This window comes from Ensifer sp. B1-9 (assembly GCF_050474445.1).
GTDB lineage: Bacteria > Pseudomonadota > Alphaproteobacteria > Rhizobiales > Rhizobiaceae > Ensifer.
Window position 1 is genome coordinate 17962 of sequence record NZ_JBCHVG010000001.1, and the last position, 21154, is coordinate 39115.

Annotated in this window: 19 protein-coding genes and 1 riboswitch; of the genes, 12 read left to right on the forward strand and 7 right to left on the reverse strand. The window is 63.8% G+C overall.

Annotated features, from left to right (window positions below):
• Nucleotides 1-40: 40 nt before the first annotated feature.
• Nucleotides 41-835, reverse strand: coding sequence for a DUF1194 domain-containing protein (locus ACQ5BM_RS00105; protein ID WP_429806358.1), 795 nt, complete (start codon nucleotides 833-835; stop codon nucleotides 41-43).
• Between the two features lie 157 nt (nucleotides 836-992).
• Between ACQ5BM_RS00105 and ACQ5BM_RS00110 the strand changes: the two genes are divergently transcribed.
• Together ACQ5BM_RS00110 and ACQ5BM_RS00115 are read left to right on the forward strand one after the other, a co-directional pair.
• Nucleotides 993-2300, forward strand: coding sequence for a glucoamylase family protein (locus ACQ5BM_RS00110; protein WP_429806359.1), 1308 nt, complete (start codon nucleotides 993-995; stop codon nucleotides 2298-2300).
• Complete coding sequence (locus ACQ5BM_RS00115) at nucleotides 2301-3146, forward strand: (2Fe-2S)-binding protein (RefSeq protein ID WP_429806361.1); 846 nt, start codon at nucleotides 2301-2303, stop codon at nucleotides 3144-3146.
• A 50-nt stretch (nucleotides 3147-3196) separates the two neighbouring features.
• Here ACQ5BM_RS00115 and ACQ5BM_RS00120 read toward each other — a convergent pair whose 3' ends face one another.
• The 3 genes from ACQ5BM_RS00120 to ACQ5BM_RS00130 all read right to left on the reverse strand — a co-directional run bounded on the left by ACQ5BM_RS00120 (nucleotide 3197) and on the right by ACQ5BM_RS00130 (nucleotide 5364).
• Nucleotides 3197-3994 carry a CbtA family protein gene (locus ACQ5BM_RS00120; protein ID WP_429806363.1) on the reverse strand — a complete coding sequence of 266 codons (798 nt, stop codon included), beginning with the start codon at nucleotides 3992-3994 and terminating at the stop codon, nucleotides 3197-3199.
• A gap of 196 nt (nucleotides 3995-4190) precedes the next feature.
• Nucleotides 4191-4367 (reverse strand): CbtB domain-containing protein, encoded by a 177-nt coding sequence (locus ACQ5BM_RS00125; RefSeq protein WP_173517316.1) that lies wholly within the window; start codon nucleotides 4365-4367, stop codon nucleotides 4191-4193.
• A 42-nt stretch (nucleotides 4368-4409) separates the two neighbouring features.
• Nucleotides 4410-4673: riboswitch (cobalamin riboswitch) on the reverse strand.
• Complete coding sequence (locus ACQ5BM_RS00130) at nucleotides 4672-5364, reverse strand: TetR family transcriptional regulator (RefSeq protein WP_429806365.1); 693 nt, start codon at nucleotides 5362-5364, stop codon at nucleotides 4672-4674. Its footprint overlaps the riboswitch before it by 2 nt.
• A 98-nt stretch (nucleotides 5365-5462) precedes the next feature.
• On the opposite strand from ACQ5BM_RS00130, the gene ACQ5BM_RS00135 reads away from it, so the two are divergent.
• Together ACQ5BM_RS00135 and ACQ5BM_RS00140 are read left to right on the forward strand one after the other, a co-directional pair.
• A complete protein-coding gene (locus ACQ5BM_RS00135) occupies nucleotides 5463-6293 on the forward strand; it encodes an NAD(P)H-binding protein (RefSeq protein ID WP_429806367.1) in 831 nt (276 codons plus the stop codon).
• Complete coding sequence (locus tag ACQ5BM_RS00140) at nucleotides 6290-6769, forward strand: DUF1772 domain-containing protein (protein WP_429806369.1); 480 nt, start codon at nucleotides 6290-6292, stop codon at nucleotides 6767-6769. The genes ACQ5BM_RS00135 and ACQ5BM_RS00140 overlap by 4 nt, the downstream gene beginning before the upstream one ends.
• A 58-nt stretch (nucleotides 6770-6827) precedes the next feature.
• On the opposite strand, the gene ACQ5BM_RS00145 is transcribed toward ACQ5BM_RS00140, so the two are convergent.
• Nucleotides 6828-7622: a crotonase/enoyl-CoA hydratase family protein gene (locus ACQ5BM_RS00145; protein WP_429806370.1), complete on the reverse strand. Its 795-nt coding sequence runs from the start codon at nucleotides 7620-7622 to the stop codon at nucleotides 6828-6830.
• 82 nt (nucleotides 7623-7704) lie between these two features.
• On the opposite strand from ACQ5BM_RS00145, the gene ACQ5BM_RS00150 reads away from it, so the two are divergent.
• The 3 genes from ACQ5BM_RS00150 (at nucleotide 7705) to ACQ5BM_RS00160 (ending at nucleotide 9686) form a co-directional block, all read left to right on the forward strand.
• Nucleotides 7705-8310 (forward strand): TetR/AcrR family transcriptional regulator, encoded by a 606-nt coding sequence (locus ACQ5BM_RS00150; protein WP_429806371.1) that lies wholly within the window; start codon nucleotides 7705-7707, stop codon nucleotides 8308-8310.
• Nucleotides 8311-8421: 111 nt separating this feature from the next.
• Nucleotides 8422-8772: a VOC family protein gene (locus tag ACQ5BM_RS00155; RefSeq protein ID WP_429806372.1), complete on the forward strand. Its 351-nt coding sequence runs from the start codon at nucleotides 8422-8424 to the stop codon at nucleotides 8770-8772.
• A 323-nt stretch (nucleotides 8773-9095) separates the two neighbouring features.
• Entirely contained in the window at nucleotides 9096-9686 is a 591-nt protein-coding gene (locus tag ACQ5BM_RS00160) for a hypothetical protein (protein ID WP_429806373.1), read from the forward strand.
• A 134-nt stretch (nucleotides 9687-9820) separates the two neighbouring features.
• On the opposite strand, the gene ACQ5BM_RS00165 is transcribed toward ACQ5BM_RS00160, so the two are convergent.
• Nucleotides 9821-11104 carry a cystathionine gamma-synthase family protein gene (locus tag ACQ5BM_RS00165; protein WP_429806375.1) on the reverse strand — a complete coding sequence of 428 codons (1284 nt, stop codon included), beginning with the start codon at nucleotides 11102-11104 and terminating at the stop codon, nucleotides 9821-9823.
• A gap of 125 nt (nucleotides 11105-11229) precedes the next feature.
• Between ACQ5BM_RS00165 and ACQ5BM_RS00170 the strand changes: the two genes are divergently transcribed.
• From ACQ5BM_RS00170 to ACQ5BM_RS00180, 3 genes are all read left to right on the forward strand, one after another.
• The gene (locus ACQ5BM_RS00170; RefSeq protein ID WP_057253242.1) at nucleotides 11230-11688 is read left to right on the forward strand and encodes an Lrp/AsnC family transcriptional regulator; all 459 of its coding nucleotides are present in this window, start codon (nucleotides 11230-11232) and stop codon (nucleotides 11686-11688) included.
• Nucleotides 11689-11908: 220 nt separating this feature from the next.
• Nucleotides 11909-13198, forward strand: coding sequence for a mechanosensitive ion channel family protein (locus tag ACQ5BM_RS00175; RefSeq protein ID WP_429806377.1), 1290 nt, complete (start codon nucleotides 11909-11911; stop codon nucleotides 13196-13198).
• Between the two features lie 146 nt (nucleotides 13199-13344).
• On the forward strand, nucleotides 13345-15030 hold the full coding sequence (locus ACQ5BM_RS00180; RefSeq protein ID WP_429806379.1) for an alpha/beta hydrolase: 1686 nt from the start codon (nucleotides 13345-13347) through the stop codon (nucleotides 15028-15030).
• On the opposite strand, the gene ACQ5BM_RS00185 is transcribed toward ACQ5BM_RS00180, so the two are convergent.
• Nucleotides 15024-15896 (reverse strand): LysR family transcriptional regulator, encoded by an 873-nt coding sequence (locus ACQ5BM_RS00185; RefSeq protein WP_429806380.1) that lies wholly within the window; start codon nucleotides 15894-15896, stop codon nucleotides 15024-15026. The two genes, ACQ5BM_RS00180 and ACQ5BM_RS00185, sit on opposite strands and share 7 nt — an antisense overlap.
• Before the next feature lie 124 nt (nucleotides 15897-16020).
• Here ACQ5BM_RS00185 and ACQ5BM_RS00190 point away from each other — a divergent pair, with 124 nt between their 5' ends.
• Together ACQ5BM_RS00190 and ACQ5BM_RS00195 are read left to right on the forward strand one after the other, a co-directional pair.
• On the forward strand, nucleotides 16021-18468 hold the full coding sequence (locus ACQ5BM_RS00190; protein WP_429806382.1) for a GcvT family protein: 2448 nt from the start codon (nucleotides 16021-16023) through the stop codon (nucleotides 18466-18468).
• Nucleotides 18465-20912, forward strand: a complete 2448-nt coding sequence (locus tag ACQ5BM_RS00195; RefSeq protein ID WP_429806384.1) for a GcvT family protein — start codon at nucleotides 18465-18467, stop codon at nucleotides 20910-20912. The genes ACQ5BM_RS00190 and ACQ5BM_RS00195 overlap by 4 nt, the downstream gene beginning before the upstream one ends.
• Nucleotides 20913-21154 lie beyond the last annotated feature (242 nt).

Consider the following 21154-nt stretch of genomic DNA (forward strand, 5'->3'; position numbering starts at 1 on the left):
GAAACGACAATCTGTCGCGCATGGGTTGCGCGCCGAGGGGTTACTTGTCGAGCTCGGGATAGACGCGGTCGAGGAAGCCGGGACGGAGTTTCTCGCCGATCAGGCAATCGGGCGTCGGGAGGGCATCGACATACCGCACGGTTGGCGGTGGCGGCAGGCCGCTCACTTCGAGCACGAGCTTCTGGCGGATGGCGATGGAAAAATCTTCTGGCTCGTGTACCGGCAGCACGAAGGACCCGGGGCCACCGATGACGCATTCGGCATAATACTGGTCGAGTGGACCGGTCGAGACCGAGGGGCGGATGAGGATCGCAAGCCCGTTGATGGTGATGCCGCGGGCGACCGCCGTCTCGCGGGCGGGAATGACCGGCGGGCCGATATTGTTCGGGCCATCGCCGGAGATGTCGATCACCCGGCGTATGCCGTTGAAGGCGTTCGAATCGATCAGCGCCGTACCGTAGATGATTGCGTTCGAGATCGACGTGCCGCGCCGGGTGCCCACCGGACGGGCCTCGATCCGCTTGGCAAAGGCATCGGCGTCGGCGGCGGTGGAGATCACTTGCCAGGCGACGACGGAGGATTCGTTAACCGTCCCGGCCCATTCGAAATAGCCGATGGCGATCTTGCCCAGTTGCCCGCTTGCGACGGCATCGAGGAAGTCGCGGTGCCGGAGCGCCTCGACGTAACCGGCGCGCTGGATGCGCGCCTCATCCAGATCCATCGAGCCGGACATGTCGACGGCCAGGATCAATTCGACATCGACATCCGTCGGCGCGGCGGTCGATGGGCTCGGGCCGCCGCTCAATGAGAGGATCAACGCCAACACGCTCAACATCGCTTCAACCAGTCATTGCGCGCGGTCAGATGAGAAGAATGTAACACAGGATTGGCTTTCGGCGACCATTTGGGTGTAGTTGGCCTTCAACAAAGAGTGATTTGCCGGGGCTCGCCCCGAAATGCCTGCGCGCCGGGGACGGGGCTGGAAAGGCGGAATGCTGACGCCGACGGAAAATGCCGAGCTATTTCAGATCGATAGCCTGCAGCGGGCGGCGTTCGGGTATTTTCTCGACCATGCCGATCCGGCCACCGGGCTGATCGCGGACACGTCGCTTCCCGGCGCGCCCTCGAGCATCGCGGCGACGGGTTTTGGCCTTTCCTGCTATCCTATCGGCGCCGAGCGCGGCTGGATCTCGCGCCACGAGGCAAGCCGGCGGGTCTTGACCGCGCTGCGCTTCCTGAGCGAGAGCGCGCAGTCCCGCGACCAGCGGGCGAGCGGCCATCGCGGCTTCTACTATCATTTCCTCGATATGCGGACCGGCGAGCGCACCTGGCGCAGCGAACTCTCGACCGTCGACACGGCGCTGCTGATCGCCGGGTGCCTGACGGCTTGCGCCTATTTCTCCGGCAGGGACGCGGATGAAGGCGAGATCCGCAGGCTTGCCGAAAGGCTCTATGCGCGCGTTGACTGGCACTGGGCGCTGAACCGGAGTGACACGCTGACGATGGGCTGGCGCCCGCCCGGCCGGTTCCTGAAACATCGCTGGCGGGGGTATAGCGAAGCGCTGCTCCTCTATGTGCTGGCACTTGGGGCGACGGATCATGCGATCGGACCCGAGCACTACGACGCCTTCACCGAGGGCTATGACTGGATCCCGGTTGACGGGGAGCCGCATCTGCATGCGGCGCCACTGTTCATCCACCTGTTCCCGCAGGCCTGGCTCGATCTTCGCGCAGTCGGCGATCGGCCGATGCGGGAGAGGAGGACGGACTATTTCGAGAACGCCCGGCGCGCCATTGCGTTGCAGCGCGACCATGCGCGCCGGAATTCGGGCCGCTTCGCCGGCTATGGCGAACAGCTCTGGGGGCTCAGTGCCTGTCACGCGCCGCGCGGCCGGCTGCGCCTTGCGGACGGACGCTGGCAGCGGCTTTTCGGCTACGCCAACCGGGGCGCGCCGTTCGGACTGGATGACGGCACGCTCGTGCCCTGGGCAGCGCCCGCCTGCCTGCCGTTCGATCCGGACTCGTCACGCGCGGCACTCAGCCATATCGCAGCCAGCTATCCCGGACTGCTGAAAGAGGGGCGCCTGCCGGGCGGCTTCAATCCGAGCCTTCCCGGCGATGGACCGGAAGGCTGGATCGACGATCGCGTCGTCGGCCTTGACCAGGGGCTCGTCGTGATGATGATCGAGAATTGGCGGAGCGGCTTCGTCTGGAAGCTGACACGCAGCCTGCCGGCGATCCGGCGCGGTCTCGAACGCGCGGGATTTGAGGGTGGTTGGCTGGCGACGGAGACGGCATGAATGGGCGAGCGCCGGCAGACAGCAGAAACTGCAGGGAAATATCCGCCGCTGGTGCTGGCGGCGGTCGAGCGGTTGCGCGCGCAGTTTCCTGACGCCGGCGTTTCGCTCGAGGTGGGCGAAAGCGCCTTCAGCACGCCGGGCGCCTTCTGGGCCATGGGCGGGGCAGGGGTAGAGCAGAGCCTTGCCTATCAGGACTTTTTCGCAATCGGCATGACGGACCGGATCCGGGCGGCGCATCTCATCGCCTTTTATAGCCGGCAACTGAGTGTGGTTCTCGGCGCGTTCTATCTCGGGGCGGGGCGTCACGCAGAAATCGCCGGCATTCGCTTCGAGGACTGGGCTCGGCTGCACGAGGGGCGGGAGATTGCCGGCAAGCGCTATCGTTTCCATCTTGGTCGGCTGACCGCGGTGCCGCAGGCGAGCGAAGGCGGCAGCACTTTCGAGCGCGGCTTCACGGCCCATCTGGCGCCGGTCGTCGCAGTCTTGAAACGGCGGACGGGGCTTTCCTCCGGAGCGCAGTGGCGGCTGGCGGCAGATTCGCTTGCCGGTGCCTTTCTGGAGATCGGGCGCGCGATCGGCGACGAGGCGCGCTGCATGGCCGAGGCGCTGGCCATCGTCAAAAGGCCCGGGTCGCCGCTGTTCTCGGAAGAACTCTGCTACGAGGAGATCTCGGCAATCGATCCGGCAAGCAGCAAGCGGCTGTCGCGCCAGTACAGGATACGCTGCGGTTGCTGCCTCTATTTCCGAACGGAAGGCGGCAGCTTCTGCGACACCTGCGTGCTGCTCGAGCCGAACGATCGTCGCGAAAGGCTGGCAGCGCATCTCATGCAAAACGGCGGGGGCTGAACCCCGCCGCCTGCTTGTTCAGGTTCCCATGGAGCATGGGATCGGCCGGATCAGTTCGCCCTGGCGAAACGCTCGTTGATGAAGCCGGAAACGACGCCGAGCACGATCCAGAAGGCAAGCGTGGTGGCGAGGGCGGCGACGGCAAATTCGGCGCCGAGCACGGCCGGGACGTTGCTGGAAATGTCGAGCGGTTGCGGTGCGCCGTAGACATGCGGCGCGGCGATCAGCGCGAGGCCGACGACCTTTGCGACGATCTCCTCGCGCAGGACGACGAGATAGAGGCCGACGGCTGAGAGGGCGACGGTTGCCAGCCACCAGGTCTGGCGATCGCCGAGTTCGGCGGCCGGGAAGCCCGGCAATTCCGGCGGCAGGCCGATCGCCGGCAACATGTGCACCGCGAGCCAGCCGCAGGCGCCCCAGAGCGCACCGTTCCTCAGCGTGATCGGATAGCCGATCACCAGGCTGACGCCGGCCAGCAGCAGGCCGAAGCCGGAGCCGGTGACGAGGTTCGCCATCAGCGTGCCCGAGAAGCGGCTGAGGCCGAACATGATGCCGCCTTCCTCGTGTTCGCCCTCATGGGCATAGGCCGGCGTGATCGGCGACAGCGCATCGAGCACGGCGCCGAGCGGCGAGACCGCCTTCAGCGACGAATGCTGATCGTGCCCTTCTGCGGCCGGCTGCGCCGCCCCCGGCTGGCCGGCGGGCTGCTCGGTGGTCGCCGGAGCCTCGCCTTCGAATTGTTCCGCATGCAGGATCAGCGGCGTAACCCTGAGTTCCTGGGCGCCGGTCATGAAGACGCCGGCAATCAGTCCAGCCACGATCGCGGCCAGAAGCGTTCTGACAATCATGTCGAATTCCCTCGATAGCGACAAAAGCCACGCACTCTGGCGTGGTTTGCAAGCCTTTCGTTCTTTCTGCCGTGCGGATGAACCTGGTGTGCCGGACGAACCGGTATGCACAAACACCGACATCCGGCACAGGCCGGATGCGTTCAGGTCCGCAGACACGTCGATGCGGAACGTGAGCTACGTTCCGAGACATCGTTTAGTGGCAGGGGAAGCCGTAGGAATGGCGGGTGTCGTGTGCGGTGTCGTGCAGCACGGCCGAATTGGCAAGGCCGGCGCCGAAGACGAGGAATGCGCCGATGAGAAGTGCGATGACGCCAGCGGTCAGACGATCGCTGAGGGAGAGCGGGGTGCTCGAAATAGTAGACGTAGCCATGACAACCTCCGTGATGGCATCGGGAAATTCCCGGTGTGGGCCCTATGCCCGTATCGAGTGGCAGGTTTCCTGGCTCACGGCGCTGGGCGTAATGCCCGGGATCTGCCTCGCCTTCCCAGTCCGACCACCCTCTCGGGGTCTCTTCCAGTGGCTTCTCCCGGATCGCTCCGGAACGGCAAGATCGACGTCGCTCTACAGTCGCGGGGTCGGCCGTGATTTGAATGCCCAGCTTGGGTCCATCCGTCACGTTCCCGTTTACTCCCGACACACGTTCGCGTCTCGGGAACCAATCGATCCCTGATGATTATGAGTGTGTCATGGCGTTGTCAATTGAGCCTGCGCCGCCGGCCGCTTCATCAGCGACAAAATCGCGAAGGATCATCTGCTTGTAGGCCTCGACGATGCGGTTGCCCTCGGCGCGGTCGACCGAGATGGCGAGCCGCATCGTGCATTCGCCGAGATACATGATCAGGAACGCGGCCTCGTCGATCGCCGCGCGTGGGCGTTGCGGCTGGAGCCGGGCAAGGACATCGGCGAGCAGACGGCCGGTCATGCGGCTTTCTTCCAGTTCGATCTGCCTCAGCGTCTTGTCGGCCTGCATCGCCGACCAGATGTCGCGCATCACCGGTTCGGCGAGGAACATGTCGTAATAGGTATCGAAGAGCGCGCCGAAGGCGTCGCGCAGTTCTGCCATCGACGTCACCTTGGCGAATTCGCCCTCGATGCATTCGCGGGAATAGGCGTTGTAGCGCTCGGCGAGCGTGCGCACGATCGCAGCCTTGTCCGGGAAATACTGGTACAGCGATCCGATCGAAATCCCTGCCTTTTCCGCCACTTCGCTCATGCGCATGGCATCGCTGCCCTTCTCGGCGATGAGCACGGAGGCGCAGGTGAGGATGTGCTCGACGCGCTCCCGGCTGCGCTTCTGGCTGGGCGTGCGGCGCAGCGCAGTGTCGTCGTCGCCTGCAATCGGCAGGGTGCCTGTCGGCTCAATCATGAATAATCCTCACATTTTGTCTTGACTCCCAAAATACGAGGATTTATCACATTTGCAAATGTGAGAGTTGCTCATGTTTTTAATCGGGAGGAAAGATCATGTCTGGCAAGGTTACGTTGGTGCTGGGTGGTACGGGCAAGACGGGGCGCCGCATTGCGGAGCGGCTGCGCGCCAAGGGTGTCACGGTGCGCATCGGCGCGCGCTCGGCCACGCCGTCCTTCGACTGGAACGACGAGACGACCTGGGCGCCGGCGCTCGAGAATGTCGAGCGCATCTATGTCAGCTATCAGCCGGATCTCGCCGTGCCCGGCGCGGTCGAGGCGATCCGCCGCTTTTCCGCGCTTGCGGTCCGTTCCGGCATCAAGCGCCTCGTGCTGCTTTCGGGGCGCGGCGAGGACGCGGCGCAGGCGGCCGAACGCGAATTGCAGGCATCGGGCGCCGACTGGACGATCATTCGGGGGAGCTGGTTCTTCGAGAATTTCAGCGAAGCCTTCCTGATGGATGCGGTTCGCAGCGGCATGGTCTACCTGCCGCCGGACGCGGTCACCGAACCGTTTGTCAGCGCCGATGACATCGCCGATGTCGCCGTGCTTGCGCTCCTCGACGACGCGCATGTCGGCAAGATCTATGAACTGACAGGGCCGCGGCTGCTGACCTTCGCCGAGGCCGTCGCGGAGATCGCCGCGGCATCGGGGCGGCCCATCGGCTACCGGTCCGTGCCGCTTGCGGATTTCGTGGCGCAGATGCGAGCCGAGGGGCTGCCGGATGACTATGTCGAACTCATCCGCTATCTCTTCTCGTCCGTGCTCGACGGGCGCAATTCCAGCCTGACGTCCGATATCGAGCACGTGCTTCTGCGCCGGCCGCGCGACTTCGCCGTCTATGCCCGGGAAACCGCAGCAACCGGTGTCTGGAGTATCGCCGCATGATCCCGCTGATTCCCGCTTTGGCCTTCGTCGCCGCCATCGGTTCCGGCCTGATGGCCGGCCTGTTCTTCATCTTCTCGGTCTGCATCATGCAGGCCCTGTCGCGGCTGCCGCCGGAGCAGGGGATCGCCGCGATGAACGCGATCAATGTCGTCATCCAGAACCCGATCTTCCTCAGCGCCTTCATGGGCACGGCGCTGATCGGCCTGGCGCTGGTGGTCATGGCCTTCCTCTCGGGCGGTGAAGGCCGCTGGCTGCTCGCGGCCGGTGGCATCGCCTATGTCGTCGGCGTGCTCCTGGTAACGATCATCTTCAACGTGCCGATGAACGATGCGCTCGCCGCTGCGGCACCCGGCCAGGCGGCGGCCGATCTCTGGCAGCAGCGCTATCTTACCGATTGGGTCTGGTGGAACCATGTGCGCACCGTCGCCTCGATCGGCTCGCTGGCGCTCTTCATCCTCGGCTTCGCCCGCGCCTGATGGATAGCGGCGGCAAGGCCGTTGCGCCCTGCCGCCGTTTGCCGTGCTGCCGAGACGCTCAGCCTGTCGGGCCGTCCTCGTGGATGCGTCGTCCCTTCCAGGCGGCAAGCGCATCCGAGAGATCGTCGGTCGGCACCATCTGGGCGAATTGTTCGCTCTCGACCAGCAGCCCCTCCGCTATCGACATGTTGAGGCCGCGGGTGACGGCGGTGATGATCGAGCGGACGGCAAGTGGCGAATAACCCATGATGCGCCTGGCCAGGTCACGGGCCGCAGGGATCAGCGCCTCATGGGCGACGACCCGGTTGATGAGCCCCATCTCCAGTGCGTGCTCGGGCGAGAAATCCTTTCCCGTCAACAGGAGTTCGAGCGCGCGCTTGCGGCCGGCAAGGCGCGGCAGGCGCTGGGTGCCGCCGAAGGTCGGCGGCATGCCGAGCTTGATCTCGGGCTTGGCAAAGCGCGCCCTGTCGCTGGCGATGGCCAGATGCACGGCCTCGGTGATCTCGCAGCCGCCGCCATAGGCGATGCCGTTGACGGCGGCGATGACCGGCTTTGGAAAGGCTTCGAGCCGGGCCGTCAGCCGTTGGCCGCGGCGGACGAAATCGCGCACGGCGGGGTTCACGCCCTTGGCCACGCTTTCGGAAAATTCATGGATATCGCCGCCGGCGGAAAAGGCGCGGTCGCCGGCGCCGGTGATGATCACGGCGCCGACATTGTCGTTCACCTCGATCGAGTCGAGAAGGACCATGAGGTGGTCGATCAGCTCGTAATTCAGCGCGTTGAGTTTCTCCGGGCGGTTGAGGGTCAGGTGGGCGATCCCCTCGGAAATCTGCATCAGCACGGTATTGGACATGGTTGTTCTCCGGCAGTGGTTGACGCGGGGAGGCTAGGTGAGAGAAGATGTCATGTATATTCACTAGTCGGTATACATCGTGATGGCGAAAGCAGAGAAATCGACCCGGGATGTGATCGTCGCCGCTGCGGCAAAGCTCTTTTATGCCGAGGGCATCCGTGCCGTCAGCGTCGACGCGGTGGCCGAAGAGGCGGGGGTAACGAAGCGCACGCTCTACTACCACTTCGACAGCAAGGACGATCTGATCGCGGCCTATCTCGAAGGCCGAGACCAGCCCAACCTTAAACTCTTCCAGAAATGGTTCGCCGAGGCCGAAGGCGAACTGGCGGCGAAGGTTGACGCGATCTTCGTCAACCTGGCGCGGGCGGCGCGTCATCCGAAGTGGAAAGGCTGCGGCTTCCTGCGTACCTCCGCCGAACTTGCCAACATGCCGGGGCATCCGGCGATCCGTATCGGTGCCGCTCACAAGAAGAAGTTCGAGGTCTGGATGGCCGAGACCCTTGCGGATGCCGGGGCGTCCGAACCCGCCCTGCTGGCGAAACAGATCCTGCTGCTTCTCGACGGCAGTTTTGCCGTGGTGCTGCTGCATCGTGACGCCGGCTACATGGAGGCAGCCGGCAAGGCGGCGGCCTCGCTGGTGCGGGTGGCGCTTGCCCACGCCAACCCAAAGGCGTTGTCGGTGCTGTAAGGCGAGACGCGGTTTCCGCTTCAAACGGGCGCAATTGGCGGGCAGTATAGGCTGCATCATCAACGGACGAACAACCTATGCGCGCGGGCACGCCGCGAAAAAGGGAAAACCATGACCGTCAAGCGTATCGTCTCGAACCTCTACGCCCCGGACCCGCAGGCGGCGCGCGCCTTCTATGGCGACCTGCTGGAACTGGACGTGGTGATGGATCACGGCTGGATCCTGACCTTCGCCGCCAAGGGCAAGGCCGCGATGCCGCAGGTAAGCATCGCCAGTGAGGGCGGCAACGATACGCCGGTGCCGGTGCTTTCGATCGAAGTCGACGACGTCGACCAGATCTACGCGCGCGCCAAGGCCGCGGGCGTCGAGATCGTCTACGACATCACCAACGAGCCCTGGGGTGTGCGGCGCTTCTTCATGCGCGACCCCTTCGGCAACGTCGTCAACATTCTCACGCACTAAAATCTAGAGCGGGACGAGGAAAAGTGCGTGCAGTTTTCTGCGCGCACCCCTTGCCTAGCCCACTCAGACCCTTGAGCGCATGCCAGGGCGGCTGGGCTTGCACATCGACGCGCTCATGCTCCTGAACTACGCCGCCTGAACGGCTCCCGCTTGTCGCTTAACCATCAACGTTATCGCTGAGGTTCGCAGTTCTGGCGTCGGTCGGATCGAGTGCACGCGACTCACCATTCAACCAGTTCATCTTAACGTGCGTGATTTGCGGTGCTCCCCGACTAACCTGTTCAGTAATATTGCGAATCAACTCTGGAAATTTGGAGATTCCATTGCTTCGCCGCAGTTTTATCGCCCTTGTCGCGGTGGCTCTTACCGCTTGCGCCACATCCACCATCGATCCGCAGAGGAAGGCTGCCCTGGGCTCCGTCTATTTGGAGCCTGTGCAGTTATCAAAAGCCTCTGTCTTTGGGCCGAATTTAAGTGAGGCAAATGCAAATTCTGGGAAAGTGCCCACCACGGTGGCAGAGGCTACCTCTCGTCTTCAAGAGATAGTGGACACGCGCACAAACCTCCGCGAACTCATCGAGAGTCAGGCGAGGCAAGACCTCATTACCAAGGGATATCGTGTAACAGACGCTGCATCAGGCGCTTCCGCCAAGCTGAAGATCAACGTGTACCACGCATTGAGCGTTCCCATTGGCGATGGGCGAGGGATTGCAATGACCGTCAGCGCTGAGATGGTTCGCTCATCGGACGGCAAACGGTTAATGTTCGCCGGCGAGAGCCAGATCAAGGATTCTGAAGCGAAGGGAGTTCGAATGGCACCCTATGCCGAATGGTTCACAAATGATGATTTCGTCGTCGAGCAGTACCGCTTGATAGCTCGGCTACTCACGGCTCAGGCCCTTGCGGGCCTATAGGGACTTGAAACTCGTTGGAGGCGACTCCGGCACCGGATCCGACCCCGCGCGAATGCCGACGTTCTCGCCCGTGTTTCAACTATTAGAATCGATCACGCCTTGCCGCCGGAGAACCGGCGGCAAGGCCATGGATGTCAGGCGACCGCCAGGGCGTTGGCGAGATCGGCGACGAGATCGTCCGGATGCTCGATGCCGATCGACAGGCGGATGGTCGATTCGAGCACGCCGATGCGGTGGCGCACTTCGATCGGCACGCCGGAATGGGTCATGGCCGCCGGGTGGCTGGCAAGCGATTCCGTGCCGCCGAGGCTGACGGCGAGCTTGAAGATCTGCAGCGCATTGAGGAAGCGGAAGGCCGCCTCCTGACCGCCAGTGATGTCGAAGGAGAAGGTCGAGCCGGCGCCGGTGCATTGCGCCTTGAAGGTGCGGCCGACGGGCGAGGTCTCGTCGTGGAAGGGCAGGTAGTGGATGCGCTCGACCTTCGGGTGCTCGCGCAGGAATTCGGCGACGATGCGGGCATTGTCGTCGGCCTTCTGCATGCGCACCGAGAGCGTTTCCAGCGAACGGCCGAGCATCCAGCAGGAATGCGGATCGAGCTGGGTGCCGATCGCGCCGCGCAGCGCCTTCACCTGCTTCATCACGGCCTTCGAACCAAGTGCAGCACCGGCGATGAGGTCGGAATGGCCGCCGACATACTTGGTCAGCGAATAGAGCGAGATGTCGGCGCCGTGTTCGATCGGCCGCTGGAAGACCGGCCCGAGCAGCGTGTTGTCGCAGGCGACGATGGGCGTGTGACCCCGCTTCCTGCCGATCGCATCGGCGACGCGGCGGATCATGGCGACGTCGACGAGGCTGTTCGTCGGGTTCGCCGGCGTTTCCACGAGGATCACCGAGACCCGGCCCTTCGCCATGGCCTCCTCGGCGGCGGCGCTGACGGCCGCCTCGTTGACGCCATCGGCAAAGCCGACGGCCGAGACACCGAGATTGAGGAAGGTTCTGGCGAGCAACGTCTCGGTGCCGCCATAAAGCGGCTGGCTGTGCAGCACCGCGTCACCCGGCTTGACGAAGGCGAGCAGGGTGGTGGCGATCGCCGACATGCCGGAGGAGAACAGCGCGCAGCTTTCGGTGCGTTCGTAGACGGCGAGGCGGTCCTCGACGATCTCGCTGTTCGGATGGTTGAAGCGCGAATAGACGAGGCCGGCGCCGACGCCCGCGGGCGGCTCGCGGCGGCCGGAGACGAAATCGAAGAAGTCGCGGCCCTCTTCGGCCGAGCGGAAGACGAAGGTCGAGGTCAGGAACACCGGCGGCTTGACGGCGCCCTCCGACAGTTCCGGATCGTAGCCATAGTTCAGCATCAGCGTTTCGGGATGCAGCTTGTGGTTTCCGATGTGGGTCTTGGAGGGATGCGGTGCGGTCATGACTTGTCTCCTGAAGGAAGCGGACTCGACTGACAGGCAAATTATATCAGATGCTTGGACCGATCCTTGCTATTTCCGGCCGGATCGCCTTGAGTTGAGCAAAGATTTGGCTGGAAAGAAAAGATATGGCGCAGAAAATTGCCGACGAGACGGATCGCAGGATTTTGAAGGAACTTGTTGCCGATGCCCGTCTCACCAACAACGAGCTTGCCGAGCGCGTGGGGCTCTCGGCTTCGCCCTGCCTGCGCCGCTTGCGGCGGCTCGAAGAAACCGGCGTTATCAGGGGCTATACGGCGCTGATCGATCCATCGATCGACGGCTGGACGATGACCGCGATTGCCACCGTCAGGCTCAGCCGCCAGCACGAGGACGAGATCGTCATGTTCGAGGAGGCGGTGCGCGGCTGGGACGAGGTGCTCGAATGCCATCTGGTCACCGGCTCACGCGATTATGTGCTGAAGGTGATGAGCGCCGGGCTCGAACACTACGAGCGCTTCATCAAGGAAAAGATCGCGCGGCTCAAATGCGTCGCCTCGATCGAGACGAGCTTCGTCATGAACACGATCAAGGAGCGGCGGATCTAACGTCCACCCCGCAATAAATCTTTGAAGACGTTCGACTTTCTCCAGCTTCCGCCATGGTGTTGCGGTTACGACGGCTCTTGCGGGGGCATTCGGGCTCGAGGGATCCCGACGCAACGGCTGCGCCTGGCGGCTTTGAAAGTGTCAAGGACGCCCTAGATTCAAGGGATTAGGGCGTCCTCCATACGCTCGGTCGGACGCCTGGCTCTCTCGGAGAGAGACGATGGATCTCGTAGAGGCGTTCGACGCCGCCGCTTCCTGGTTGCGGACGGTCCTGCTGAACGAATGGACGTATTATCAGCTTGCCATCATCGTTGCCGGCTACCTGGTCTGCGGCGCGCTGGCAAGGCGGGTAGAGCCGCTGGTTGAAGCCCGTGCCCGCATGATCAAGGGCAATCCCGATTTGCTGCGCGTCATCATCGCCTTCATGCGGCGGCTGCGGTGGCTCTTTCTGATCGTCTGGCTCTGGATCGCCGACGGGATGATATTGCGCTTCGGCTGGCCTTCCTATCGCTGGCTGGTGTCGACCGCGCTGACGTTGACGGCGGCGTGGTTTGTCATCTCGGTCCTCACGCGGATCATCCGCAACCAGATGCTGGCGCGTGTTACCGCTGTCGTGGGCTGGATCTATTTTGCTCTCTACGCAGTCGGATTGGACCGCGTGATCCTGACGACGCTTGATGGCGTTGCGGTCAATCTCGGCGCGGTCCGTCTTTCGCTGCTGCTCGTCCTGAAAGCGATCGTGCTTTCTTCCGCCCTGATCTGGCTTGCAGTGCTGATCGGCAACGTCTCGGCGCACTGGATACAGCGGTCAGCGGATCTCACGCCTTCCTTCAAGGTGCTGATCAGCAAATTGGTCAAGATCGTGCTGATCGGCTTTGCCGGCGCGATTGCGCTTTCAGCAACCGGTATCGACCTGACGGCGCTGACGGTCTTTTCCGGGGCGGTCGGCGTCGGTATCGGCTTCGGTCTGCAGAAGGTGGTCTCCAACTTCATCTCCGGCATCATCATTCTGCTCGACAAATCGATAAAGCCGGGCGACACGATCACGCTTGGCGATACCTTCGGCTCCGTGCGTGACCTGCGTTCCCGCTTCGTCTCCGTCATCACCAGGGACGGCCAGGAATACCTCATTCCGAACGAGGACTTCATTTCGCAGCAGGTGGTGAACTGGTCCTTCTCCAGCGACTTCGTCCGCATCGAGGTCAGTTTCGGCACCTCCTATGACAGCGACCCGCACGAGGTGGCTCGCATCGCCATCGCGACGGCCAAATCGATCCCACGGGTTGCGAGCAGCCACTCGGAGCCGGTCTGCTGGATGACCGGCTTCGGTTCGTCGTCGCTCGATTTCAAGCTCAGATTCTGGATTTCCGATCCGAGCAACGGGCTGACCAACATTCGCGGCCAGGTGCTGATCGCGCTTTGGGACGCGTTCAAGGCGGCGGGTATTTCGATCCCGTTCCCGCACCGCGAAATCATCATGAAGACACCCGTAGAAGTCACCCGGGCCTGAGGCGGCGACCGGCCACGACCAGCTTGCGTCCGCGCGTCTTCCGGTTGCGGCGATTGACTGGACACGAGTGGAAGGCGACATTGCCGCCGGCGGAACGACCCACGGCCGTTCCGGTGACTGTGTCAGTACAAGTGGGACCCGACGCCATGGAACATCTTCATGAGACACATCTGTCGAGATTGCCGGTGCCGCGTTTTCTTTTGGCGCTCGCGGCATCGTTCTCGACGACAGGTCTTATCGTCGGCGTCTTCTTCTTCGCGATGTCGCTGACGCCGAGCCTGATCCCGCGGCCCTATGTCGTGCAGGCGGTGATCTCCGGCCTGTCGCTCGGCGCGGGCTACGCGATCGGTGTCTTGCTGCGCTGGATCTGGTCCCTGTTCGACCTGCCGGAAATCCGCGGGCGCGCCGGGCTCATGGTGAAGGTGCTCGCCGCTTTCGGCTGCATCGCCGTCGCACTCACCTTCCTCTGGCGCACCGCCTACTGGCAGAACACCGTGCGTCAGATCATGGGGCTTGCTCCGGTCGAAAGCGCCGAGCCGTTCAAGCTCGGGCTGATCGCCGCCCTCGTTTTCGTCGCAATCGTGCTCATCGCGCGCCTGTTCCGGCTGACCTTCCGGTTTCTCACTCGGCGTTTCGAATATGTGCTGACCCGACCGCTGGCGAAGGTTGCCGGCGTGGTCGCGGCGCTGGCGCTCTTCTGGTCGGCCGCCGACGGCGTTATCTTCCGCTTCGCGCTGCATGCGGCCGACAGTTCGTTCCAGCGGCTCGACGCCCTGATCGACCCGGACGTCGCCCCGCCGACCGATCCCTCAAAGACCGGCAGCAGCGCCTCGCTGATGACCTGGGACGCGCTCGGCCGCCAGGGGCGCCAGTTCATCGCCTCCGGCCCAGGAGCCAAGGACATCGGCGCCTTTTTCGGCGGCGCGGCGAAAGAACCCTTGCGGGTCTATGCCGGCCTCAACTCGGCCGAGACCGCCACGGAGCGGGCAAAGCTGGCGCTCGAAGAGCTGAAGCGCGTCGGTGGATTCGAGCGATCGAACCTGCTGATCGTCGTGCCGACCGGCACCGGCTGGATCGACCCACCGGGACTCGATTCGCTCGAATATCTGCTGAAGGGCGACGTCGCGAGCGTTGCGGTGCAGTATTCCTATCTTACGAGCTGGCTGTCGCTGCTGGTCGAGCCGGAATATGGCGCCGAGACCGCGGACGCGCTGTTCGATGCCGTCTATGGCTACTGGACGACCTTGCCCAAGGACAAGCGGCCGAGGCTCTACCTCTATGGCCTCAGCCTCGGCTCGATGAACTCGCAAGGGTCGGTCGATCCCTTCGACATCATCAGCGATCCCTTCCAGGGGGCCCTCTGGGTCGGCTCGCCGTTTCCGACAAAGACCTGGCTGCAGATCACGCGCAACCGCAATCCGGGCTCGCCGGAGTGGCGGCCGCTCTATCGCGACGGTTCGGTTATCCGCTTCACCAACCAGGAGAACGCACTGAACCTCCCCGGCGTGGCGTGGGGCAATGTCCGCATCGTCTACCTGCAATATGCGAGCGACCCGATCACCTTCTTCGATCCCCATTCCTTCTACCGCGAACCGGACTGGATGAAGGCGCCGCGCGGTGCCGATGTCTCTCCGGCGCTGCGCTGGTTCCCGGTCGTCACGATGTTCCAGCTGCTCGCCGACATGGCGCTCGCGACAACCTCGCCGATCGGCTACGGCCACGTCTATGCGCCGGAACACTACATCGACGCCTGGATGCAGGTGGTGGCGCCGCCTGGTGTCACCGAGGCGGACGCCGAGCGCTTGAAGGTGCTGCTCAAGGGCCGTTACTGAGGCTCGGAAGGCACCGGCAGAGCGGATAGCAGTGCGCCCATCGCGGCGATGATCTTGCGATGCTGGTGAGCGTGACGGGTACGAAGGCTGGTGGCGGCATAGACCGTCTGGGCAATGACCGGCGCATCCGGTACCCGCGCGGCAGATCCATCCGCCGCCATCCGCTCCGCCGCTGCCGCCGTCACATAGGCCGAGCCGCCGAGGGCTGCGAGCAGCCGGGTGATCGCCATGTTCTGCCCGGCGGAGAGGAGGGCTGCGGAAAGGTGCGGCAAGGCCAGGCGGTGGGCGCGATCGAAGGTCGGCGAATAGCTCGAGCGGATATAGCTCTCGGAGCGGACTTCGGAGAGGGTGCGCGCTTCGGTGCTGACCAGCACGTAATGCAGATCGCCGATCCGTTCATAGTAGAGATCGGGCAGGTAGTGGGGGGTGTAGAGGATCGCGAGGTCGAGGTTGCCGGCGCCAAGATCGCGGTTCATCTGGTTGGAGTAATCCGCCTCCATGTAGACCTCGATGCCGGGCATTTCCCGGCGGATCGCCGCCATCCATTCGCCGGCGAAAGCCTCCGCCAGATCGTGCTGGATACCGAGGCGCATCGAGCGCTCCAGCGCCCCGGCATTGGTGACCGCGCGTGTTGCCTCATGCCATTGGTTTTGCAGGGCTTTTGCGTAATCCAGAAAGCGCAGGCCCGCAGCCGTCGGCACCGTGCCGCCCTTGTTGCGGGTGAAGAGCTTGCGGTTGAACTGCGCTTCGAGCGCCTTCACCCGATGCGAGACGGTCGATTGGGTGACGTTCAGCCGCTCGGCGGTGCGGTTGAAGGAGCGGCTCTCCATCAGGTCGAGGAAGGTTTCGATCAGCTCTACCTGCATGCCATTCTCTCCCGTTGCAGTTGCTCCAATCTAATCGAATTCGTCGATCAATAAAGCCTGTTTCCTTCGCTTGATGGCGCCTCGCTTCACCGGCAAGAATTTGGCCAAAACGAGGGAACTATTGATGTCGAATTTGCCGTCGCACGCGCGTGTCGTGATCATCGGTGGGGGAGCGGTCGGCGCTTCCTCGCTCTACCACCTTGCCAAGGCGGGCTGGACCGATTGCGTGCTTCTGGAAAAGAACGAGCTGACGGCGGGTTCCACCTGGCATGCGGCCGGCAACGTGCCGACCTTCTCGTCCTCCTGGTCGATCATGAACATGCAGCGCTATTCGGCGTCGCTCTATCGCGATCTTGGCGTGCTCGTCGATTACCCGATGAATTACCACGTCACCGGCTCGATCCGGCTCGGCCACTCCAAAGAGCGCCTACAGGAATTCAAGCGCGTCGTCGGCATGGGGCGCTACCAGGGCATGGACCTTGACATTCTCTCGCCCGACGAGATGCGCGCCCGCTATCCGTTCCTCGAAACCCACGAGCTGACCGGTGCGCTCTACGATCCCTATGACGGCGACATCGACCCGGCGCAGCTGACGCAGGCGCTGGCGAAAGGCGCGCGCGACATGGGCGCGAAGATCATCCGCTTCTGTCCGGTGACCGGGGCGCGGCGCGAGAACGACGAGTGGGTGATTTCGACGCCGCAGGGCGAGATCCGCTGCGAATATGTCGTCAATGCCGCCGGCTACTATGCCCGCGAGGTCGGCAAGATGTTCGGCCGCGACGTGCCGATGATGGTGATGAGCCATCAGTATATCCTGTTCGACGAGATTCCGGAGCTTGCCGCCTGGTCGAAGGAGGCTGGCCACAAGCTGCCGCTGCTCCGTGACGTCGACAGCTCCTACTATCTCCGCCAGGAGAAGAACGGCATGAATCTCGGGCCCTACGAGCGCAACTGCCGCGCCCATTGGGTGACGCCCGACGATCCGATGCCGGAGGATTTCTCCTTCCAGCTCTTCCCCGACGACCTCGACCGCCTGGAATGGTACCTGAACGATGCGGTCGAACGCGTACCGATCCTCGGTACGGCTGGGCTGTCGCGGATCATCAACGGCCCGATCCCCTATGCGCCCGACGGCAACCCGCTGATCGGCCCGATGCCGGGCGTGCCGAACGCGTTCGAGGCCTGCGTCTTCACCTTCGGCATCTGCCAGGCGGGCGGCGCCGGTAAGGTGCTGGCAGAATGGATCACCGAGGGCCAGACCGAATGGGACATGTGGTCCTGCGACCCGCGCCGCTACACCGACTATACCGACCAGGATTACTGCATCGCCAAGGGCATGGAGATCTACGGCCACGAATATGCGATGCATTTCCCAAAACACTACTGGCCGGCCGGGCGCGACAAGAAACTCTCGCCGATCCACGACCGGATTGCCGCTCTCGGCGCCCAGTTCAAGCCCTATAACGGCTGGGAGCGGGCCATGTGGTACGCCAAGCCTGGCGACGATACCTCCGAGGAAGCGACGCAGACCTGGGGACGCGAAGGGCCCTGGGCCAAGCGCATCGAGGAAGAGTGCCTCGCCGTGCGCGATGCCGCGGGCATTCTCGACCTGCCGGGCTTCTCGCGTTTCAATCTCGATGGTCCGGGTGCCGCCGAATGGCTAGCGACGCTTATCACCGGCCGTGTGCCGAAGCCCGGGCGCATCGGTCTTGCCTATTTCGCCGACGACAAGGGCCGGATTGTTACCGAGATGTCGATTGTCCGCCACAACGACAACCTCATGACGCTGATCACCGCGGCGACCGCACAGTGGCATGACTACGAGTGGCTGCTGAAGCACATGCCCGCCAATGCCACCTTCAAGCTAATCGACCGCACGAAGGAATACACCACACAGATCCTCGCCGGGCCGAAGTCGCGGGCGATCCTCGCCGACGTCTGTAAAGCCGACCTTTCCATGCCGTGGTTGACCCACCAGGAGACGGAGATTGCGGGCCGCTGGGCAAAGCTCGTGCGCGTCTCCTTCGCCGGCGAACTCGGTTGGGAGATCCATACGAAGGTGAAGGATACGGCCCCGATCTTCGACGCGGTGTGGGCGGCCGGGCAGAAGCACGGGCTGAAGCCTTTCGGCATGGAGGCGCTCGATAGTCTGCGCATCGAGAAGGGGTATCGTGCCTGGAAGGGCGATCTTTCCACCGACTACACCATCCTGCAGGGCGGGCTCGAACGCTTCGTCGACTGGTCGAAACCCGGCTTCAAGGGCAAGGCGGCGCTGGAGCGCGAGAAGCAGCAGGGGGTTTCCAAGCGCTTCGTGACGCTGACGGTCGCCGCCGACGGCTGCGACGCGCCTTACATGTCGACACTCTGGTCCGACGGCCAGGTTGTCGGCGAGACGACTTCCGGCAACTGGGGTTACCGCGTCGGCAAGTCGATCGCGCTCGGCATGCTGCGCGCCGATCTTGCCGTGCCGGGCAAGGAAATCGAGGTCGAGATCTTCGGCGACCGCTTCAAGGCGACGGTCGAGGCGGATCAGCCGCTCTGGGATCCCTCCAACGAAAGACTGCGCGCATGACCAAGCCCATTCCCTCGAAAGCCCGTGCGGTCATCATCGGCGGTGGCGTTTCCGGCTGTTCGGTCGCCTATCACCTCGCCAAGCTCGGCTGGACCGACGTGGTGCTCTTGGAGCGCAAGCAACTGACCTCGGGCACCACCTGGCATGCGGCCGGCCTGATCGGCCAGCTTCGCGCCTCGCAGAACATGACGCGGCTGGCGAAATATTCGGCCGACCTCTACGTCAAGCTCGAGGCTGAGACCGGCATTTCCACCGGCATGCGCCAGAACGGTTCGATCACCGTCGCGTTGACGGAAGAGCGCAAGGAAGAGATCTATCGTCAGGCCTCGCTGGCGCGCGCCTTCAACGTCGACGTACGCGAGATCACGCCCGACGAGGTGAAGGCGATGTATCCGCACCTCAACACCTCGGATGTGAAGGCGGCGGTGCATCTGCCGCTCGACGGCCAGTGCGACCCGGCCAACATTGCCATGGCGCTTGCCAAGGGTGCCCGCCAGAACGGTGCTGTCATCATCGAGGGCGTCAAGGTGACGTCCGTTCTGAAGAAGGATGGCCGGGTGACCGGCGTGACCTGCGAGCAGAACGGCGAGACCTATACGATCGAGACCGACCATGTCGTCAACTGCGCCGGCATGTGGGGCCGGGAGTTCGCGCGGCAATCGGGCGTCACCGTGCCGCTGCACGCCTGCGAGCATTTCTACATCGTCACCGAGGCGATCCCGAACCTCACGCGCCTGCCGGTGCTGCGCGTGCCGGACGAATGCACCTACTACAAGGAAGATGCCGGCAAGATGCTGGTCGGCGCCTTCGAGCTGAAGGCCAAGCCTTGGGGTATGGAGGGCATTCGCGAGGACTTCTGTTTCGACCAGTTGCCTGACGATTTCGACCACTTCGCGCCGATCCTGGAGATGGCGGTCAACCGCATGCCGATGCTGGAAACGGCAGGCATCCATACCTTCTTCAACGGCCCGGAAAGTTTTACGCCCGACGACCGCTACTATCTCGGCGAAGCGCCCGAGGTGAAGGGCTACTGGGTGGCGGCCGGCTACAATTCGATCGGCATCGTTTCCTCCGGCGGCGCCGGCATGGCGCTGGCGCAATGGATGAACGATGGCGAGCCGCCCTTCGATCTCTGGGAGGTAGATATCCGCCGGGCGCAGCCGTTCCAGAAGAACCGCGCCTATTTGAAAGATCGCGTCTCGGAAACACTCGGACTGCTCTACGCCGACCACTTCCCCTATCGCCAGATGGCGACGGCTCGCGGCGTGCGCCGCTCGCCGCTGCACGAGCACTTGAAAGCCCGCGGCGCCGTCTTCGGCGAAGTCGCCGGCTGGGAGCGCGCCAACTGGTTTGCCAAAGAAGGCCAGGAGCGCGAGTACCGCTATTCCTGGAAGCGGCAGAACTGGTTCGAGAACCAAAGGGACGAGCATCTCGCCGTTCGCAATGGCGTCGGCCTGTTCGACATGACCTCCTTCGGCAAGATCCGGGTGGAGGGACGCGATGCGCTTTCCTTCCTGCAGCGGCTCTGCGCCAACGAGATGAATGTCGAGCCTGGCCGCATCGTCTACACCCAGATGCTGAACGCCCGCGGCGGCATCGAGAGCGACCTGACGGTGACGCGCCTTTCGGAAACCGCCTTCCTGCTGGTCGTGCCCGGTGCGACCCTGCAGCGCGACCTTGCCTGGCTGCGCAAGCATCTCACTGATGAGTTTGTGGTGATCACCGATGTCAGCGCCGGCGAAAGCGTGCTCTGCGTCATGGGGCCGAAGGCGCGGGAGCTGATGCAGAAGGTCAGCCCCAACGATTTCGGGAATGCCGCCCATCCCTTCGGTACGGCGCGCGAGATCGAGGTCGGCATGGGCCTCGCCCGCGCGCACCGTGTCACCTATGTCGGCGAACTCGGCTGGGAGCTCTATGTCTCGACCGACCAGACGGCGCATGTGTTCGAGGCGCTGGAAGCGGCGGGGCAGGATCTGGGGCTGAGGCTCTGCGGCATCCATACGTTGGATAGCTGCCGGATCGAGAAGGCCTTCCGCCATTTCGGTCACGACATCACCGACGAGGATCACGTGCTCGAAGCCGGGCTCGGCTTCGCGGTCAAAGCTGACAAGGGCGATTTCATCGGCCGCGAGGCGGTGCTCGCCAAGCACAATCGCGGGCTTTCGCGGCGGCTGGTGCAGTTCCGGCTGGCCGATCCCGAGCCGCTGCTCTTCCACAACGAGGCGATCGTGCGCGACGGCAAGATCGTCGGCACGATCACCTCAGGCAATTACGGCCATCACCTCGGCGGCGCAATCGGCCTCGGCTACGTGCCCTCGGAAGGAGAGAGCGCAGGCGACGTGCTCGGCTCGCGCTTCGAGATCGAGATCGCCGGAACGCGGGTGAAGGCCGAGGCGTCGCTAAAGCCGATGTACGACCCGCGGGCCGAGCGGGTGCGAATGTAGGGCGAGAGTTGCCCCTTATCCGGCCTGCCGGTCATCTTCTCCCGCCGGACGGGGAGAAGGAGACGGGGCCGGCCTCCAGCCCAAAGCTGGGCGAGGCGGCAATCTGAATGAACAACGGTCTCGTTCCCTGAGCGGTGGGAACGAGCGGGAGTGGCGAATCTCCCCGTCAAAACGGGGAGAGGGTGCCGACAGGCGGATGAGGGGCGCTTCTCTCACCGCGCGGATAAGGGGCGAAAAACACA

What these genes read in the sequence shown, in the direction of transcription:
- ACQ5BM_RS00130 (WP_429806365.1), bottom strand. Translation starts at nt 5,364, where the DNA reads ATGATTGAGCCGACAGGCACCCTGCCGATTGCAGGCGACGACGACACT.
- ACQ5BM_RS00185 (WP_429806380.1), bottom strand. Translation starts at nt 15,896, where the DNA reads ATGCAGGTAGAGCTGATCGAAACCTTCCTCGACCTGATGGAGAGCCGC.
- ACQ5BM_RS00195 (WP_429806384.1), top strand. Translation starts at nt 18,465, where the DNA reads ATGACCAAGCCCATTCCCTCGAAAGCCCGTGCGGTCATCATCGGCGGT.
- ACQ5BM_RS00115 (WP_429806361.1), top strand. Translation starts at nt 2,301, where the DNA reads ATGGGCGAGCGCCGGCAGACAGCAGAAACTGCAGGGAAATATCCGCCG.
- ACQ5BM_RS00140 (WP_429806369.1), top strand. Translation starts at nt 6,290, where the DNA reads ATGATCCCGCTGATTCCCGCTTTGGCCTTCGTCGCCGCCATCGGTTCC.
- ACQ5BM_RS00170 (WP_057253242.1), top strand. Translation starts at nt 11,230, where the DNA reads ATGGCGCAGAAAATTGCCGACGAGACGGATCGCAGGATTTTGAAGGAA.
- ACQ5BM_RS00135 (WP_429806367.1), top strand. Translation starts at nt 5,463, where the DNA reads ATGTCTGGCAAGGTTACGTTGGTGCTGGGTGGTACGGGCAAGACGGGG.
- ACQ5BM_RS00155 (WP_429806372.1), top strand. Translation starts at nt 8,422, where the DNA reads ATGACCGTCAAGCGTATCGTCTCGAACCTCTACGCCCCGGACCCGCAG.
- ACQ5BM_RS00150 (WP_429806371.1), top strand. Translation starts at nt 7,705, where the DNA reads ATGGCGAAAGCAGAGAAATCGACCCGGGATGTGATCGTCGCCGCTGCG.
- ACQ5BM_RS00125 (WP_173517316.1), bottom strand. Translation starts at nt 4,367, where the DNA reads ATGGCTACGTCTACTATTTCGAGCACCCCGCTCTCCCTCAGCGATCGT.
- ACQ5BM_RS00105 (WP_429806358.1), bottom strand. Translation starts at nt 835, where the DNA reads ATGTTGAGCGTGTTGGCGTTGATCCTCTCATTGAGCGGCGGCCCGAGC.
- ACQ5BM_RS00145 (WP_429806370.1), bottom strand. Translation starts at nt 7,622, where the DNA reads ATGTCCAATACCGTGCTGATGCAGATTTCCGAGGGGATCGCCCACCTG.
- ACQ5BM_RS00110 (WP_429806359.1), top strand. Translation starts at nt 993, where the DNA reads ATGCTGACGCCGACGGAAAATGCCGAGCTATTTCAGATCGATAGCCTG.
- ACQ5BM_RS00180 (WP_429806379.1), top strand. Translation starts at nt 13,345, where the DNA reads ATGGAACATCTTCATGAGACACATCTGTCGAGATTGCCGGTGCCGCGT.
- ACQ5BM_RS00175 (WP_429806377.1), top strand. Translation starts at nt 11,909, where the DNA reads ATGGATCTCGTAGAGGCGTTCGACGCCGCCGCTTCCTGGTTGCGGACG.
- ACQ5BM_RS00190 (WP_429806382.1), top strand. Translation starts at nt 16,021, where the DNA reads ATGTCGAATTTGCCGTCGCACGCGCGTGTCGTGATCATCGGTGGGGGA.
- ACQ5BM_RS00120 (WP_429806363.1), bottom strand. Translation starts at nt 3,994, where the DNA reads ATGATTGTCAGAACGCTTCTGGCCGCGATCGTGGCTGGACTGATTGCC.
- ACQ5BM_RS00165 (WP_429806375.1), bottom strand. Translation starts at nt 11,104, where the DNA reads ATGACCGCACCGCATCCCTCCAAGACCCACATCGGAAACCACAAGCTG.